The organism is Amycolatopsis sp. NPDC051102, assembly GCF_040682815.1.
Taxonomy (GTDB): Bacteria; Actinomycetota; Actinomycetes; order Mycobacteriales; family Pseudonocardiaceae; genus Amycolatopsis.
In genome coordinates this window covers 144293-161612 of the sequence record NZ_JBFBBT010000013.1, presented here as the reverse complement: position 1 = coordinate 161612, position 17320 = coordinate 144293, and the positions used below count along the sequence as shown (strand labels likewise).

Below are 17320 nucleotides of genomic sequence, written 5' to 3'. Positions count from 1 at the left end.
CGCTGTTCTCCCTAGTCGAGGATGACCCGCCGGCCGCGCGCCGGTCCGGCCGGCGGCGGTGCGGCCGGCCGGGTCAGTGCGGGCTCGAGGCTGTTCTGCCGGACGGCGTTGCGCAGTTCGGCCGGCGCGTCCCGCACGGCGTCTTCGAGGCTCTGCTGCGCCGACGAAATCGAGTCGCGGAGCGAATCGGCGAGGCTGGTCCGCAGCTCCGCCGGGAGTCCCGGGTGGACGGTGAACGCGACCAGCGGGCCGAGCCGTTTCCGCGCGTCCGCCAGGACGACCGCGAGCACGGTCACCGCCTGCTCCGGCCGGGCCGTCAGCAGCTGCTGGTCGCGCGAAAAGGCGGTCTGCCAGCGGCGCAGGCGGTCGTGGAACGCCTCCGCGACGTGCCGGGCCAGCCGTTCGGCCATCTGCGGCCCGAGGTCGGCGTCGATCGGCGTGAGGTGCCCGGCGGGCAGGTCCTCGCCCCGGCCGAAGGCCGCCAGCCAGCTCACCCACGCGGCGTACGGGCCGGGCGTCCGCTGCACGGCGTCACTTCCGGGGGTGCCGGTGGAGGAACTCGGCGGGCGGCAGCAGATCCCAGCCGGGCAGCTCCAGGGCGACCTCGTCGTCCCGGAGGACGTGCTTCGGGCCCGGTTCCTCCGGGCGCTCGGGGACTTCCGGACGGCCGGTGATCGCTCTCGGCATGTCACGCTCCTCGCTTCGCGCCGGGTGCCGGTGCGGCGAACGCCGCGCTGTTGAGCCGGTTCAGGTACGCCGTCAGGCTCGCGGCGAGCGCGAGCTCGCGCTCCCACTCGGCCCGGAGGTCCACCAGCTCGGCGATCCCGCCCCGCAGCTTCGCGACCGCGGCGGCCCGGCGTTGCTCGCCCTGGCGCCGCAGTTCCTCGCGGCGCGCGGGCAGCGCGCGGGCCTGGTAGGCGGACGCGCCGGCCAGACCGGCCGTGGCGAGCAGGAAGAACACCGCGAGCCCGGGGTTGTGCAGCAGCCCCGCCCACAACGCCAGCAGCAGGACACCGCCGGCGATGATCGCGCTCGCCAGCGGCGGCCCGGTGAACCGCACCTTGGCGACCGCGGCTTCGGTCTCGGCGTCGATGTGCGCCGCCAGCCCCGTGACGAGGTCCGTCTCGCCGGTGCTCTGGTCGATCCGCGCCGACCACCCCTCCAGCGCGAACTCGACGGCCGCGGGCTGCGCGCCGATGTTGGCTGCTTCCAGCCGCCCGGCGCCTTCGGCGATCCAGTCCTTCGCCAGCGCCACCGCGAACCGCTGGGTCCCCGGCGAGGTCCCGGTCCGCGGGTCGCCCACCGCCGCGTTGCTGAGCAGGGTGAGGAAGTCGACCGTCTCCTCGTGCAGCGGTGCGGCGGCCTGGACCGCCTTCGCCGCCTTGCCCTTGTCGCCGTCGGCCTTGACGATCTCCTGCAGCTCGTGTTCCTTGCGCCGCAACGGCGCTTCCTCGACGTCGTAGCCGGTGACGAGCCCGTCGAGGATCTCGTCGACACGTTCGCGCAGGTCTTCGCTCTGCGGCAGCTCGCCGGTGAACATCTTGCGGAACCGCTCCTCCGCGGCGCGGTGCACGGTCGCCCCTTCGTAGAGCTCCTTGAGCTGCGGCCAGGTCGGGCTGATCGCCGGGAGCACGGTGTAGCGCGGGTCGACCGGCCGCCGGTCGGCGTCGAGCAGGCGGGCCCACCGGTCCACCTGCCGGTCGACGATCCCGCGGTCGTCGGCGAGCCGTTCGTACCACTCGCCGAGCTGCCGCATCACCAGGTGCTTCGACTCGTGCCCGAACGCGCCGGTGCTGACCGCGTCGAGGATCACGGTGAACTCACGGGACAGCCCGGTGGGGTCCTGGCGCGCGGTGTACTGGCGCAGCCACCGCGCGGTGGCCTCGTTGCGGCGGTGCCGGCGCAGGACGAGCGCGAAGAAGAGGGCGGCCTTGTCGTTGTCCCGGCGGGTCGTCTCGGCCAGCGCCTTCCGCGCCAGGTCCGGGTCGTCGCGGATCCAGGCGGCGACGGCCACCAGCGCGGGCGCGAGCCAGTACTGCGGGGTCACCAGCATCAGCTCTTCGGAGAGCTGGCGCAGCGTGCCGTGCGTGACGATCCCGACGTCGAGGGCCTGCAGCGCGCCGGTGGCGAGCCGGCGCACCTCGGCGAAGTGCCCGAAGCTCGTTTCCAGCTCCTGCCGCACCTGGATGATCTCGGTGTGCGCGACCTGCAGGTTGTGCCGGAGCTCGTCGCGGCGCCGGTATTCGGTGAACTCCGCGCGCAGGTCCAGCAGCTCGCTGCGGGTGCGGTCCTGCACGTCGGCGACCCGGCCGATCGACTGCTGGAGCACGGCCTGCTGCTGGTTCAGTTCGTCCTGCGAGTCCGCCAGCCGGCCGACCACCCGGCTGATCTCTCTGACGGCGTTGGCGACTTGGGCGTCGTTCACGAATCACCTTCCAGGAGCACGACCGAGCCGTCCGCGCGCACGCAGACGAGCCGGTCCGGGTAGACCTCGACAGCCAGGTAGGCCGGTGACACGGCGAGGGTGCGGGCGCGTTCGAGCGCGGGCGGCAGCGCCTGCCCGCGGCGGTAGTGCTCGATGATCGACCCGTCCAGCGCCAGGGTGTGCACTTCGAACGGTTCGCCGAGAAAACACTCGGCCACGATCCCGAAGGGAATCGTGTGATATTTTTCCTCGAATTCCCGGCGTACTCCACCGACGAACTCGTCGATCTCGACCGCGCTGAGTTTTCCCGACGCGTCGAGGGCGCGAACCGCGCGGAGGTAGTTGCCGGACCGGCGGCCGGATTTCAGTCCGCGTCCGGCAGGCACCGCGCTGTTCGTCGTCCGCCGCGATCGGGAAAACGTCCCGTCCTGCCGGGTGATCAATGGTTTCGGCACCGTGCCGGCTCCTTGGGGTGAGGCATTCCTGTCCCTAGTCGCCGCGCCGGGCGCGGCTATTACGGCCGGTCTCGATGTCACCCGGATGGCGCAACGAGTCACCGGGTCGCGAGGGCGAGCAGCGCGGTGGCGGCCGCGAACCAGGCCGCGGCGGTGGCGGCCGCGGCGATCCGCGTGAGCCGCCCGGCCGCGGACAGCCGGGGCCGTAGGACCTGACCGGTACCGGCCAGCACCAGCTGCCGCACGACCACCCGGCCCGCCCGGTCACGCCGTCCGTAGACCTCGACGCCGGTGCCCGGCCCGGGCGGCGCCGGGGTCAGCCTGCCGGTCACGACGCAGCCGTGTTCGGTGCCCGTGACGTCCTTGACCACGAGGTCCGAGACGTCCGCGGTGCGCGCCCGCGCCCGCTCCTGCAACGCCAGGACCCACGGCCACCAGGGCGTTCCGGTCCGGCGGGCGGTCGCGGGCAGCGTCGACCGCAACGCGGCGCCGAGCAGCGGGAGCACCACCGCGGCGACGCCGCAGACCACCAGCAGCGGCCCGATCGGGGCGTGCGCGACCACGGCGACGGCCAGTGCCGCGGCCGTGAGCGCCGCCCCGGTCCGGGACGCCACCACCAGGCTCCGGCCGATGACCGGCTCCTGGCGGACGGCGCCGGCCCGCACCACCGTCCCGGTCGCCACGCGCCCGGGAACCCGCGGCGGCGGGCCGGCCGCGGCGGCGGTCCCGGCCGGGACCGCGCCGCCCGGGGCGGGCGGGTGACCGCCGCAGGCCGGGCAATCGGTGTCCGTCGTGCTCAGTGGGGTGCCACAGGAAAAACAGGAAGCGGGCATGATCGTCATTCCTCGCCATCGCGTGTTCGCGGTATCGGCCGGCGCCGGTGCGAAACAGAACACGAACCGGATGCGATTGTGTCGGGTGACGGCCCGCCCCGGAAGTCTCGATTGGGAAACACCGCACCCGGCGCGGCCTCCGAGGTGAAAGGTGCCCGAAGTGAATGGATCTCCGGTTTTCGACGACGCCGGGAACGAACCGGGAACGCGGGGTTCTCTGTGGGGCCCGGCGCGTGCTCCCGCCGGTTTTCCCGGCCGCGCGGAAGACCCGGGACCCGCGGCCGCGGGCCCGCCGACGGAGCCGATCCCGGTGGTCCGGCCCGAACCGCCCGGTGCGCCCTCGTTCGACGAGCCGTCGTTCGACGAGCCCTTGTTCGACGAGCCGTCGCCCGGCGAGCCGAAGAACCGCGGCCGGACCAGGCTCGTGATCGGCGGTGGCGTGACCGCGTTCGTCGCGGTGACGGCGGTCGTCGTGGTCGCCACAGTCACCTACAAGCCCGCGCCGGCATCCGGCTCCGGCAGCCAGTTCCTGGGCGCGGGCAGCGGCGCGGGCGCTTACTCCAGCTACGTCCCCACCGAAGCCCTCACCGGTACGCCGACGACCTCGGCGTACCCGACGGACACAGCGTCCACTTGGGACACTTCGGGGACATCGACCACCTCGGACACCTCGGCGGCCGAGTCGTACTCGCCGGGGGCGGTGCCGGACGGCTACCAGCGGGTGACCGGCCCGGCGGGCGTGTCGGTCAGCATTCCCGCCGGGTGGTCGGTGCAGCGGGGCGCGTTCGCGACGACGGACGAGGCCGACGCGCCCGACGGATCCGGCTCGCTCATCCGGTACAGCGGCAGCCCGACCCCGGTGATGTCGCTGCTCGACGCCGTGGAGCGGCTGGAGCGGACCACGCCCACCATCCGCACCGGTTACGAGCGGCTGCGGCTGGACGAGCTCTCCTCCGGCGACGTCGTCTGGGAATTCCGGTTCACCACCAAGGCCGGTGTCCAGCGCCACGCGCTCGGCCGGTACTGGCGCGCGGACGGCCACGACTACGCGGTCTACGCCTCGGTCGACGATTCGCTCTGGGCGGAGTTCCAGCCGACCCTCGACGTCCTGGTGCAGACCGCGGCCCCGAGGTGACCGGCCGGACCGGCTGCCACGAGGACAGCCGGCCCGGGGCGGACGGGACTCAGCCGCAGGAGATGCCGTTCAGGGTCGGGGACTGGAACGGTGGGGTGCCGCCCGCGTAGTTCGCGTTGTACCCCAGCGTTGCCGTTGCTCCCGTGCCCAGATTGCCGTTCCACGAGGTGTTGTCCACCTTGACCGTGTCGCCCGTGTCGGTCCACGTGCCGTTCCAGCCCTGGGTGACCGTCACGCCCGGCGCCGAGAACGTCAGCGTCCACTGCGTGATCGGTGCGCCGGCGTTCTGGATCACGATCTCACCCGTGTAGCCGGTCGGCCAGGAGCTGACCACCCGGTGCGTCACCTTGCACGTTCCCGGCACCTGCGTCGGCGTGGTGGTGGTCGGTGTCGTGGGCGTGGTCGTCGGTGTCGTGGGGGTGGTCGGCGTGGTCGGTGTTGTCGGCGTCGTCGGGGTGGTCGTCTGGACGGGGCCCGCCGCGACGGCGAGGTCGTACGCCCGCTGGGGGACGAACTGGCCCGCCGTGGCGATGCAGCCGTCCGCTTCGCCCGGCGGCTTGATCCACAGGAACGCGGCGATCTGGCCGTCTCCCGTCTGGTCGGTGCTCGGCGTGCCGATCGCGCGCCCGGCAGGGTCGCACCACTCGCTGCCCTGCGGGCCGTTGCCGTTGCGGCTCGTGTCGATGACCGCCTTCAGGCGTGAATCGCCGAGCTGGCCGAGGATCGCCTTGTCGTAGGCCACTTCGTCGCTCGTTGCGCGGTAGTTGGACACGTTGGTCGAGAAGCCGTCGGCGCTGTTCGAGACGTCCGCCGCCCGGAGCCGCGTGGCGGCGTCGCCTGCCGAAAGCCACGCCGAGTGCCCGATGTCGAAGTACACCTTCGCCTGCGAGGAGCCGGCTTTCAGCTTCTTGCCCGCGTACGCGATCGACGCCGTCGTCTGGCTCTGCTGGTCGCCGCTCTGGCAGTTCGTCATCAGGGCCAGCACGTCCGGCTCGAGCACGATCTCCGCGGGGCGGCCCGCCAGGCCCGCCGCCACCTGGTCGATCCACGCCCGGTACGCGTCGTGGGACGGCGCGCCGCCGCCGCTCGCGCCGCCGCAGTCGCGGTTGGGGATGTCGTAGACGACCATGATCGGGATCTTCCCCGCGGCCGCCGCGGCGCCGACGTAGGCGTCCACCTCGCCCCGGACCGTGGACGTGTTCGTCGTGGTGAACCACCTCGCCTGCGGCACCGAGGCGATGCGGTCACGGATGACCGCGGTCCGCGAGTCGCCGGGGTTCGCCGCGACCCACTTGGCCGCGTTGGTGCCCGGGTCGACGTAGAACGCCGATCCGGCCGCCTGCGCGGTGGTCCACGTCGTGATGACGACGACCCCGCTCGCGGCGAGGGCGGCGATCGCTCCGGCCGCCATTGGCCTGCTTCGCATGTAAGTTTCTCCTTCGACCGACTGGGTGGCGCTTCGTGCTCACGTCGGTGGTCACCCGGGTGCCCACATCCGCAACCGGCGATCCGGCCGGGTTTCCGGCCCGGACCTGGGCCGATCCGCCCGCCGCAGCCCGCCCCGCCGCAGCGGGGCCCGCCTTGCGTCGTCGCCGATCCGAGATTGCTGGGAGCGCTCCCAGCGACCCGGAACTGTAGCCGGGAAACCGGGATCGGAAAAGGGCCGGTTCGAACTCTTCGAATCCGGTGAAATCGTCGAACCGATTCGACCGCGTCACGGGTCGAGACGGCCCGACGGCGGGTCCGTGGGCGCGGACAGGCGACTGGGCGGATCCGGTTCGACCTCCGTTCTTCTCTTGTAGTAAGGAGAACGGGCGCGTACCTTCTTGCGTGGTCGAACCGGTTCGATGACCCAGGTCCCCTGCCCCGAAGGAGTAGCACGTGGACAGCAAGATCGGACGACGACGTCCTCGCCGCGGCCTGGCCGCCCTGGTGGCCGGCCTGGCCATCGCCGGGGGTCTCGCCGCGGCGGGCCCCGCCCAGGCCGCCGACGAAGCCATCTCGGTCGACTTCTCCGTCGCCGGTGGCGCGCCTGCCTACCGGGCGTCCGGCTGGATCTACGGCATGACCGAAAACGCCGCGGCGCCGGCGGACCACTTCTACCGCGACGTCAAGTTCCAGGCGATGCGCGCGGGCGGCGCGCAGCTCGACAGCCCCGGCGGCTGGGTCGCCGGGCGGTACGACCGGCGGTGGAACGCGACCCGCGCCCAGCTGCTGCGCACCCAGGCCCTCGGCGGCCGGTTCGTGCTGCTCGTGCACGACCTCTGGGGCGCGGACGGCGCGTCGATCTCCCGCTTCCCGGGCGACAACGGCGACTGGACGGACTACGACAGCTTCCTCACCCGGCTGATCTCCGACGTGCGCGCCGCCGGCGCGCCGGTGGAGTGGGACCTCTGGAACGAACCCAACATCTCGCTCTTCTGGAACCGCCCGCAGGCGCAGTACTTCGAGATGTGGCGACGCGGCTACCAGCGCGTCCGCGCCGCCTTCCCGGGCCAGCTCATCGTCGGCCCGAGCTGCGCGTGCGTCCCGTCGGCCGGCGGCTGGTGGACGCAGTACCTCGACTTCGTCAAGTCCGCCGGCGCGGTCCCGGACATCGTCAGCTGGCACTCGCTGCCGGGTGACCCGGTCGCCAACGTCGCCGCCGCCAACGCCACGCTCGACGCGCGTGGCATCCCGCACCCGCGTCCGTACCAGATCAACGAGTACGGCGCGACGAACGAGCAGAACCCGGGTGACGGCGCCTGGTACATCGCCCGCCTGGAGCGGGCGGGCGCGGACGGGCTGCGCGCCAACTGGGCGAGCGGGGCGAACCTGCACAACGACCTGGCCAACCTGCTGGTCCGCAATTCCGCCGGGCAGTACCTCCCCAAGGGCGAGTGGTGGGTCTACCGCTTCTACGCCTCGCAAACCGGCCAGATCGCATCGGTCGCGCCCACTGCGGCCTACGACGCCTTCGCGACGAAGGCGACCGGCAACGCGAAGGTCCTCGTCGGCGGCGGGAGCTCGACCGGCAACCTGGCGGTCACCCTCCGCGGGCTGGACACCACCACCGGCGTCGTCCAGGGCAACCAGGTCCGCGTGCTCGTCCAGCGCATCCCGTACAACGGCGGCGGCGCGGTCCAGGGGCCGGTGACGGTGCAGAACTCCGTGGTGGGCGTGTCCGGCAACGCCGTGACGGTGAACGTCCCGCACCCCGACGCGGACGAGACGTCCACCATCACCCTGCTGCCGCCCGGGGACAGCAGCTTCCAGTCGGTCGCCGTCGCCCAGCACTCGCAGCAGTGCCTGGACAACACGAACCTGGTGACCACGGACGGGAACCAGCAGCAGCAGTACTCCTGCGAGGGCGGCGACCAGCAGCTGTGGACCTTCCGCCCGGTGGCGGGCGCGGCCGGCACGTACACGGTCGTCAACCAGCAGACGGGCAAGTGCCTGGCGGTGAGCGGCGCATCGACGGCGGACGGCGCGGCGGTCCAGCAGTGGACGTGCGCCGACGGCGCGCCCAGCCAGCAGTTCACGCTGCGGAAGGTCACCTACGGCGGCAACGACCCCCGTGACTACCAGCTCGTCGCCCGGCACAGCGGCAAGTGCGTGGACGTGTCGGGGGTTTCGGCGGCACCGGGCGCGCCGGTCCTCCAGTGGACGTGCAAGCCGGTGAACCAGAGCGGCCCGCTGAACCAGACCTGGCGGCTGTGGGGGAAGTCGCCGGCCTGACCGGGGGAGCGGACGGGAACCGGGCGGGTGCGGCCCGGTTCCCGTTCACCGGAGTGGCGGGGGTGCGGTGCTGGTGCGGGCGGCGAGTTTCGGGGCGAGCAGCCGGATCCCGGGTGCCGTGACGCCGTCGAGCTGCCCGATGACCGTCTCCACCGCCAAAGCGCCGATCTCGCGGGCCGGGATCGCCACCGTGGTCAGCTCGACGGGGTGGTGGGCGGTCAGGCTCTCCGGGCAGACCGCCACCAGCGAGATGTCTTCGGGCACCCGCAGGCCCCGCCGGCTCAGGCCGGCCAGGATCGCCGGGAGCGCCGTTTCGTTGTGCACGACCAGGCCCGTGACGTCCGGGTGCCGGGCGAACAGCGCGTCCAGGCCGCGCTGCGTGCGCCAGTGCGTGTTGCCCCACGCCAGCGTCGTCGGCCGGACGCCGCGGCGGGCCGCCTCCGCCGTGAAGCCCCGGACGAGCCGGGTGGCCGAGCTCGTGCCGCGCCGGTAGACCGACGGCGGTGAGCCGATCAGGGCCACGTGGCGATGGCCGAGGCCGGCCAGGTGGCGCAGGCACAGCGCGCCCGCGGCGGCGAAGTCCAGGTCCAGGCAGCCGAGCCCGCGCGGGCGGTCCGGCACGCCGATCAGCACCGCCGGGCGGCCCAGCCCGTGCAGCACTCCCACCCGGGGATCGGCGGCTTCGGCGTCCATCACCACGACCCCGTCGGCGACGGACGAGGACACCGCGCGGCGCAGCGCCGCCGGGCCGTCTTCGGCGGTGAGCAGGAGCAGCGCGTGCTCGCGGGCGCCCGCTTCGGCGATCGCCGCCGTCACGAACTCCTGCACGACGACGTCGTGGGCGCCGGCGCGCAGCGGGACGACCAGGGCCAGCACGTTGGTCCGGGACCCGGTCGCGGGCCGGGTCCCGGTGCGCCGATGGTGACCGCGCTTGCGCATGGCTTTCTCGTCTACCCCCAGAAGACGGCGACCCGGCCGCATTGTCGAACCGCATCGACAACTCTGAAGCTAGATGACGTGCCGGAGATGCGCAAGGACGTCGAATCGATTCGATCATCGTGTCCGTGGCTCAGACCGCGGGCACCGTCCACTGCTGGTTCGCCTGGCCGTTGCAGGTCCACAGGACGAGCTTCGTGCCGTTGGCGGTGCCCTGGCCGCTCGCGTCCACGCAGAGGCCGGACTGGACGCCCGTGAGCGTGCCGTTCGCGTTCGCCGTCCACTGCTGGTTGGCCTGGCCGTTGCAGTCCCAGACGACCACCGCGGTCCCGTTCGCCGTGCCCCGGCCGGACGCGTCGAGGCACTTGCCGCCGGCCAGCGTCAGCTGCTGGGCCGAGGTGCGCGTCCACGTCTGGCTCGGTCCGCTCTGGCAGTCCTGCAGCAGCACCTGGGTGCCGTTGGCCGCGCTCCCGGCGTCCACGCAGCGACCGGACTGCTTGCCGGTGATCGGGCCGCCGCCGGGCGGGGTGCCGTCGCCGCCGGTGACCGTGAGCAGGACCGCCTCCCCGGCCGGGACCGACGTCGCGTAGCTGCCGGTGAAACTCCCGCGGTCGGCGCCGGCCCACACGTCCCGGACGGCCGCCGCACCCGTCAGGCCGAGCGACGACCACCGGGCGGTGATGGTCGCGGCCGAGCCGGTGCGGTTGAGCAGGACGACGGCCCGGCGGCCGGTGCCGGAGAGCACCTTCGAGTACACCTGCAGGCCCGAGGCGTCCTCGGCGACCTTCGTGCCCTGCCGCCCGAGCGCGTCCTGGTCGACGGCGATCATTTCGCGGTTCGTCAGCGCGGCGCGGGTGGCGGCGCTCATGTCGCTGAGCTTGTTGCCCGCGATCAGCGGAGCGCCCGAAACCGCCCACAGGCTCAGATGGGTCCGGTTCTGCGCGTCGGAGAAGCCGGACAGGCCGGCGACGAGCATGTCGGGATCGTTGTAGTGGCCGGGACTCTGCGCGCTCGGGTGCTGCGCGGCGTCGAAGTTGGCCAGCACGCGCGACATCGACGGCTTCTCGCCCCAGTAGATGATGTCGCCGCTGGTCCGCCAGAGGTTGGCGATGCCCGGCGCCCAGTTCCACGGCTGGTTGCCGCCCCATTCGCAGACGGAGAACGTCATCGGCCGTCCGGTCTGGGCGGTGGCGCGGGCGATCGAGTCGCTGATCGCGGTGTAGGCGGTGCGGGCGTTGAGTCCTTCGGCGTTGCCGCCGCACCAGTCGACCTTCACGTAGTCGAAGCCCCAGCGGGAGAACTGCAGGAAGTCCTGGTCGTAGTGGCCTTCGGCGCCGGTGCCGGGGTAGGCCGGGTGCCCGGTCGGGTAGTAGTAGCCGCAGCCGTTGCGGCCGGCGTCGGTGTAGATGCCCGCCTTCAGGCCCTTGCTGTGGATGTAGGCGGCGATGGCGGACATCCCGCCGGGCCACTTCGTGGTGTCGACGGTCATGTTGCCGCCCGAGTCGCGGCTGCCGGTCCACCAGCCGTCGTCGATGTTGACGTACTCGTAGCCGGCGTCCTTCATGCCGGAATTGACGAGGGCGTCGGCCTGCTGCTCGATGGCGGTGTGGTCGATCGCCCCGGCGAAGGAGTTCCAGGAGTTCCACCCCATGGGCGGCTTGGTGATCGGCGCCGCCGCCGCGCCCGACGGCGCCGCGGAAACGAGCGATGCGGTGACCAAGCCGGTGACCACCGCGATGATCCTCCACAAAGGACGGAGGTGGCGTGCGTGCGACAACGGAACTCCCCTCGGGACGGCGAGCCGGACTGCGGCAAGGGAATGTGAACGCTAACACAAAGCCGTTGGCAGCATTGAAAGTTTCACGGCGGTGGCGCCCCGCGAGCGTGCGGGGCGCCACCGGAGGATCAGCGCAGGGACCAGATCTGGTTGGCCTGGCTGCCGCAGTCCCAGAGCTGGAGACGGGTGCCGTTCGCGGTGCCCTGCCCGGTCGCGTCCAGGCACCGCCCGGACTGCGGGTTGCTGATGGTGCCGTTGCCGTTCACCTGCCAGTTCTGGCCGCCCGAGCCGTTGCAGCCCCACAGCCGCACCGGGCTGCCGTTGGCGGTCGAGCTGTTCGCGTCCAGGCACTTGCCGGTGGCGGGGTTGGTGAACGTGCTGCCGGTGCGGGTCCACTTCTGGTTGTTCCCGCCGTTGCAGTCCCACAGGGCGATCGCGGTGCCGTCGGCCGTGCCGTTCGCCTGGATGTCCACGCAGCGGCCGCTGCCCTGGCCCACGATGGTCTGCCCGCTGCCGCCGCCGTTGTTGCTGCCCGCGGTGACGTCGGCGGAGAACGAGTTGACCGCGAGGCCGACACCGCCGCTCCACGGTTCGAAGCCGGCCTGGATGCTGGTCAGGTACCAGGAGGTGTCGACGCGGGTGCGGGCGTCGACGTCCTTCAGGAAGTCCAGGATGTTGAACGACCAGCTCGAGATCGCGGACGTGGCCACGTAGGAGACCACGTCGTTGCCGCCGTTGTTGCCCTGCCAGACGTCCCAGCTCCGGCCGCCGATCGACGTGCTGCCGACGCGGCTGCCGACCGGCTGGACCCCGCCGGTGTGGTTCAGCCAGATCATCAGTTCCATCTGGTTGACGCCGGTGGTCTTGGCCGTGGGGTCCATCCAGATGTCGTAGGAGGCGTCGAAGACCGAATTGCCCACGTAGTTGTAGGAAATCGAGGTCGGCACGCTGCCGATCTGGCTCAGCTGGCGCGGCAGGTTCGTGCCCGGCGAGCAGTTGCCGTAGTGGCAGCCGACGTAGATCGCCGGGTAGGACAGCGGTGCGCCACCGGAGGTCGAGCCCTGCTGGGTCTGGATCCGGAACCCGTTGCCGGTGACGTTGATGCACTGCTGCGCGCTGCTGCCCCAGCGGTTGTTCATGACGACGTACTTGCCGCCCACGGTGGTCGTCCCGTACTGGTCGCAGATCAGGGTGTCGGCGTGCGCGGCCGGCGCCGCCGCGACGGCCGGTGCGACGAGCCCGGCCACGGCCAGCGCGGCCGCGGACAGGGCATACCTCAGCTTCATTGCTGTCTCCACTTCGTTCCGGCTCCTGGGAGCGCTCTCAGACGGAGTGACCCCGATGTAACCACGCCGGGGCCCGGAACGAAAGAGGCAGCGGTCGTGAGTGGTAAAGCGAGTTCTAACTCGCCTTACCACTCACGACCACCCGAGCCGCACCCGGCCGCGATAGTCCACAATGGACCGCGCTGCCTTCACGTGCGGGTCAGCGCAGCGCCCACTGCTGGTTCGGCTGGCCGTTGCAGGTCCACAGGACCAGCTTGGTGCCGTTGGCGGTGCCCTGCCCGGTCGCGTCCACGCACAGCCCGGACTGCACGCCGGTGATCGTGCCGTTCGCGTTGACCGTCCACTGCTGGTTGGTTCCGCCGTGGCAGTCCCAGACGATCACCGCCGTGCCGTTCGCCGTGCCCGCCCCGGACGCGTCCAGGCACTTCGACCCGGCGACCGACAGCTGCGCGCCGGTCCGGGTCCACGCCTGGCCGGTCCCGCCGCCGCAGTCCTGCAGTTGCACCTGCGTGCCGTTCGCCGCGCTCCCGGCGTCCGCGCACCGGCCCGACTGCGCGCCGACGACCTGCTTGGCCTGCGACGTCCCGGGGGTGCCGATGCTCCCGGGGACCGCCTGCAGCGCCGCGAACCACGTGGCGGCCATCTTGTCGTAGCCGGTGGCCGTCGGGTGGACGCCGTCGATCAGGTCGGCGGCGGTCAGCGCGGCGTGCATGTCGACCAGGTGCACGTGCTTGCCGGCGTTCTGGTGGCTCTGCACGATGCCGGGCACCGCCGCGTTGAACGTCCGCGCGGTGGCCTCCTGGCCGGCGTTGGCGATCGGGATGATCGTCGCGACGAAGACCTCGGCGTCCGGTGCCGTCGCCGTGATGTGGTCGATCAGCGCCGACAGGCGGCCGGGCGCCCCGCTCACGTTGTAGTTCTGCAGGACGTCGTTCGTGCCGATGTGCAGCAGGACCGTGTGCGGGGTGGTGGCGCGCAGCCAGGAGACGATGTTCGCGTCGATCTGGTCGATGCGCCAGCCCGGGTGGCCCTCGTGGTCGTGGTCGCCGAGCGTCGCCGGCCCGTTGTACTGGGAGCCGACGAAGTCCACCTGGTAGCCGCCGGCCGTGGCGCGCTGCCACAGCCCGATCCGGTACCCGCCGGGCACCTGGGTGCCGTCGGTGATCGAGTCGCCCAGCGGCATGACCCGCACCCCGCCGTTGGACTCCGCGGCCGCCGTGCCCGGCAGGAGGGCCCCGGCGACCAGGGCCGCCGCGGCGGCGAGCCACCGCAGTCGTGATGTCATCGCTGCTCCCTCTCAGACGCCGGTGATCGTCCACTGGTTGTTGGTACTGGTGTTGGGTGCCCACAGACCGGCGTCCGAACCGGCGGCTGTGCTGCCCATGCCGTCCAGCGCGGTGCCGGTGCCCCGGTTGACGATCTGGTACCGGCCGTTGCCCAGGCTGGTGAGCCGCCACTGCTGGTTGGTGCTGCCGTTCGACGTCGCCTCCAGGCAGGTGGCGCCGTTGGCGGAGTTGCCGCCGCTGTCGGCGACCAGCCCGTTGGTGCGGTTGACGAGCCGGTAGTAGCCGCCGCCCGCGTCGGTCAGCTGCCACTGCAGGTTCGTGCTGCCGTCCCAGTTCCACTGCTTGAGCCGGGACCCGGATGCGACGCTCCCGCCGCCGTCCAGCACCAGCCCGGTGGTCACGTTGGCGATCCGCGCCCAGCCGGTCGGCAGGGGACCGGTGCCCGGCGCCGGGATCGGCCCCGAGAACGTCAGCTTCACCACGTACGCCAGCGCGTCGAACGGCGGGTTCGACGACGGCATCGTGATGTGCAGCCCCGAGCCGTCCTGGCTGCGGGTGGGCAGGTTCGTGGTGGCGCCCGCGCCCGGGCCGAGCAGCTGGACCGACGCCAGCGTCGACAGGTTGATCCGGTTCGAGCCGAGGGTCGTGATGGTGAACGTGCTGCCCGGCCAGCCCAGCACGGTCGCGTACAGCACCGTGTTGTCCTTGCTGCGGGTGAACCGGATGTCGGTCCGGGTGCCCTCCACCGGGGTGGTGAACGAGCCGCCGCCCATCTTGGTCGGGCCCTCGCCGTACACCGACCACGCGCGGGTGGCGTAGAGCGACTCGCCGAACCGCTTCAGGTGGTCGCCGATGCCGAGCAGGATCGTGCGTTGCCCGGCGGGGATGGTGCCGTCGGCCATCGGGGCGATGTTCAGCAGCATGTTGCCGTTCTTGCTGATCCGGTCGATCAGCGAGTGCAGCATGGCCTTGACCGAGTAGTACCCGATGCCCACCGTGTAGCACCAGCTGGAACTGGAAATGCTGTCGTCGGTCAGCCAGTACGGGTTGAGGATGTCCCCGGGACCACCGCGTTCGAAGTCGAAGACCTCCCCGCGGGTGTTGAAGCCGTCCTTGTAGGAGGCGACGACGTCCTTGTTCCAGGCGACGGCCTGGTTGTAGTAGTGCGAGAGGAAGTTCAGCCGCTGGCTTTCGTCCACCAGGTTCAGGTCGAAGTCCTGGTAGATCAGGTCGGGCTGGTAGCCGTCGACGACTTCGCGGAGCTTGTCGTACCACAGCTGGTTTTCCGCGGCCCGGCCGTTCTGGCCGAACAGCCGCCGCAGCGACTCGGTCGGCTGGCTGGGCACGTGGTCGTAGTAGCCGTTGAAGTGGTAGGCGTGGTGCAGGGCCGTGACGAGCTTGAGGCCCTTGCCGCGGATCGCGTCCGCGTGCAGCCGCAGCAGGTCGAGCTGCGGGCCGGTGCGGACCGAGTTCCACTCGTTGGCGGTGCTGTTCCACATCGAGTAGCCGTCGTGGTGCTCGGCGACCGGCCCGGCGAACTTCGCGCCGGCGTCGGCGAACAGCTGCGCCCACTCGTTCGGGTCGAAGTTCCCGCCCGCGGACTTGAGCTTCGGGGCGAACTGGACCCAGTTGCCCGCCTTGTCCCGGGCGCCGTTGATGAAGTTCTGGTACGGCCAGGCCGACGGATCGCCGTACACGGCCTTGTGGTGGTTGTTCTCGTTGGACCCGCCGATGTACATGTTCCGCGGGTACCACTCGTTGCCGAACGCGGGGACGCTGAACACGCCCCAGTGGTAGTAGATGCCGAACTTGGCGTCCTGGAACCATTCCGGCGCGGGCGGGTGCTGGTCGACCGACGACCAGCTCGGGCTGTAACTGGATGGCCCTTCGGTGGCCCACACGGTCCGGACGCGGAACACACTGGCGGTGACGGCGACGCCGGTCACCGCGAGCAGCTTGCGGCGCGAGAGCTCGAACGAAGACATGCCGGGAAAGCCTTTCAGCCGAAGGTCCACTTCTGGTTGTTCGCCCCGGTGCACGTGGCGAGCTGGATCGGGGTGCCGTTGCCGGTGGCGGAGCCGGTGACGTCGAGGCACAGTCCGGATTGGACGCCGGTGACGGTGCCGTTGGCGTTGACCGTCCACTGCTGGTTGTTCTGCCCGTTGCAGTTCCAGATGATCACCTTGGTGCCGGGGGTGGTCCCCCGCCCGCTGGCGTCGAGGCACCGGGTGCCGTCGTAGACGGTCAGCTCGCCGGCGCCGGAGCGGGTCCACGTCTGGTTGGTGCCGCCGTTGCAGTCCCAGATCTGGACCGTGGCGCCGGGGGTGGTGCTGACGCCGCTGACGTCGAGGCACCGGTTCGCGCCGACGGCGTGCACCGGTCCGGCGACCGGGCCGCTCCCGGCGCCGTAGCCGGCGGCGGCCAGGCTGGCCTGCACCGCGTTCTCGGTGGCGTCGGTCGGGAAGCCGCTGGTCACCGCGCCTTCGAAGAACTCGCCGACGCCGGAGACGCTGTTGTCGCCGCCGGTGCCGAGCAGGATCGACGGCTCCAGCTTCATGGGCGAGTAGCCCCGCGGCAGCCCGCCGGAGTACGGGGTGGTGAGGCCGCCGGTGGTGGCGTCGCCGTACTTGAGGGTGAAGTTGCTGGTGCCGTTGTTCTTCAGCCAGGCGCTGACGAACGGGTGGTGCACCCCGGGGTTGTTCGGGTCCTTGTTCGACCCGGTGCCGGTGTGGTACATGCCGTTCTCCAGGTCGGCCTCGACCCACGGGCCGGTGCCGGTGCAGCCGTTGAACCAGCAGGCGGTGCCCCAGTAGATGGCGTTCATGGTCGCGTTGCCGGTGTCGTTGTGGGAGATCTCCCCGCTGCCGTAGTCGAAGCAGCACCACTGGTTGACGTAGTTCGAGGAGGTGATCATGTAGATCCCCTCCGGCTGCGCGCCGACCGGGACGTTCTTCGCGTTGTCGACCCGGTAGCCGACACCCTGGTTGACCTTGATCCCGTACGCGGGGTGCCCGCCCACGGTGACCGGCAGCGCCATCGCGTCCGCGCCGATGTCGGACCCGTTCGGGCCCGGGCCCTTCCAGAACCCGCCCCAGGAGATCGGCAGGTCGTTGTGGTTGGCCGTCTGGTCGTAGATCTTCGTGACCGTGCACTTGGTCCCGGCGCAGAACGACACCTGCGGGGCGGAGTCGGCGACTCCGCCGGCCTCGAGCAGTCCGATGTCCAGGTAGTGCTGGTCGGAGGCCCGCTGGATCTGGTAGAGCGGGCCGGCGTAGGCGCCGAAAAGCGCCCGGGTGGTGCTGTGCGCGGTGACGCACGGGGTGCCGCCGGCGGCGTAGATGTCACACGCCTGCTGCGCGGCGGCCTGGGCGGCCGGGCCGAGCCCGAGCAGCGTGCCGGCGACGAGCGGGAGCGCCGCCACCGCGGTCAGCAGTTTCCTTCTCAGCGTGGATTTCATGACAGAACCTCTC

Annotated in this window: 14 protein-coding genes; 2 read left to right on the top strand and 12 right to left on the bottom strand. The window is 71.6% G+C overall.

The genetic code is table 11. The features are described from left to right. Window positions 1-11 precede the first annotated feature (11 nt). The 5 genes from AB0M93_RS31455 to AB0M93_RS31435 all read right to left on the bottom strand — a co-directional run bounded on the left by AB0M93_RS31455 (window position 12) and on the right by AB0M93_RS31435 (window position 3713). Window positions 12-527: a hypothetical protein gene (locus AB0M93_RS31455; protein WP_364279901.1), complete on the bottom strand. Its 516-nt coding sequence runs from the start codon at window positions 525-527 to the stop codon at window positions 12-14. A 4-nt stretch (window positions 528-531) separates the two neighbouring features. Next, window positions 532-687 carry a hypothetical protein gene (locus AB0M93_RS31450; RefSeq protein ID WP_364279898.1) on the bottom strand — a complete coding sequence of 52 codons (156 nt, stop codon included), beginning with the start codon at window positions 685-687 and terminating at the stop codon, window positions 532-534. A 1-nt stretch (window position 688) separates the two neighbouring features. Further along, the gene (locus AB0M93_RS31445; protein ID WP_364279895.1) at window positions 689-2425 is read right to left on the bottom strand and encodes a hypothetical protein; all 1737 of its coding nucleotides are present in this window, start codon (window positions 2423-2425) and stop codon (window positions 689-691) included. Then, window positions 2422-2880 carry a hypothetical protein gene (locus tag AB0M93_RS31440; RefSeq protein WP_364279892.1) on the bottom strand — a complete coding sequence of 153 codons (459 nt, stop codon included), beginning with the start codon at window positions 2878-2880 and terminating at the stop codon, window positions 2422-2424. Before AB0M93_RS31440 ends, AB0M93_RS31445 begins: the two co-directional genes overlap by 4 nt. Before the next feature lie 98 nt (window positions 2881-2978). After that, entirely contained in the window at window positions 2979-3713 is a 735-nt protein-coding gene (locus AB0M93_RS31435; RefSeq protein ID WP_364279889.1) for a hypothetical protein, read from the bottom strand. 310 nt (window positions 3714-4023) lie between these two features. Here AB0M93_RS31435 and AB0M93_RS31430 point away from each other — a divergent pair, with 310 nt between their 5' ends. Then, window positions 4024-4848 carry a hypothetical protein gene (locus tag AB0M93_RS31430; RefSeq protein ID WP_364279886.1) on the top strand — a complete coding sequence of 275 codons (825 nt, stop codon included), beginning with the start codon at window positions 4024-4026 and terminating at the stop codon, window positions 4846-4848. A 49-nt stretch (window positions 4849-4897) separates the two neighbouring features. Here AB0M93_RS31430 and AB0M93_RS31425 read toward each other — a convergent pair whose 3' ends face one another. Continuing rightward, a complete protein-coding gene (locus AB0M93_RS31425) occupies window positions 4898-6259 on the bottom strand; it encodes a glycoside hydrolase family 6 protein (protein ID WP_364280154.1) in 1362 nt (453 codons plus the stop codon). A 470-nt stretch (window positions 6260-6729) separates the two neighbouring features. On the opposite strand from AB0M93_RS31425, the gene AB0M93_RS31420 reads away from it, so the two are divergent. Further along, entirely contained in the window at window positions 6730-8565 is a 1836-nt protein-coding gene (locus AB0M93_RS31420; protein WP_364279884.1) for an RICIN domain-containing protein, read from the top strand. Between the two features lie 45 nt (window positions 8566-8610). Here the strand turns inward: AB0M93_RS31420 and AB0M93_RS31415 are convergent, their stop codons facing one another. From AB0M93_RS31415 to AB0M93_RS31390, 6 genes are all read right to left on the bottom strand, one after another. Then, window positions 8611-9504: a LacI family DNA-binding transcriptional regulator gene (locus AB0M93_RS31415; RefSeq protein WP_364279881.1), complete on the bottom strand. Its 894-nt coding sequence runs from the start codon at window positions 9502-9504 to the stop codon at window positions 8611-8613. Between the two features lie 130 nt (window positions 9505-9634). After that, window positions 9635-11233, bottom strand: coding sequence for a ricin-type beta-trefoil lectin domain protein (locus AB0M93_RS31410; RefSeq protein WP_364279878.1), 1599 nt, complete (start codon window positions 11231-11233; stop codon window positions 9635-9637). 173 nt (window positions 11234-11406) lie between these two features. After that, on the bottom strand, window positions 11407-12564 hold the full coding sequence (locus AB0M93_RS31405) for a ricin-type beta-trefoil lectin domain protein (protein WP_364279875.1): 1158 nt from the start codon (window positions 12562-12564) through the stop codon (window positions 11407-11409). 199 nt (window positions 12565-12763) lie between these two features. Continuing rightward, a complete protein-coding gene (locus AB0M93_RS31400) occupies window positions 12764-13849 on the bottom strand; it encodes a ricin-type beta-trefoil lectin domain protein (protein ID WP_364279873.1) in 1086 nt (361 codons plus the stop codon). Between the two features lie 12 nt (window positions 13850-13861). Continuing rightward, window positions 13862-15835: an alpha-L-fucosidase gene (locus AB0M93_RS31395; protein ID WP_364279870.1), complete on the bottom strand. Its 1974-nt coding sequence runs from the start codon at window positions 15833-15835 to the stop codon at window positions 13862-13864. Between the two features lie 14 nt (window positions 15836-15849). Continuing rightward, entirely contained in the window at window positions 15850-17307 is a 1458-nt protein-coding gene (locus AB0M93_RS31390) for an arabinofuranosidase catalytic domain-containing protein (protein ID WP_364279867.1), read from the bottom strand. Between the last annotated feature and the right edge of the window lie 13 nt (window positions 17308-17320).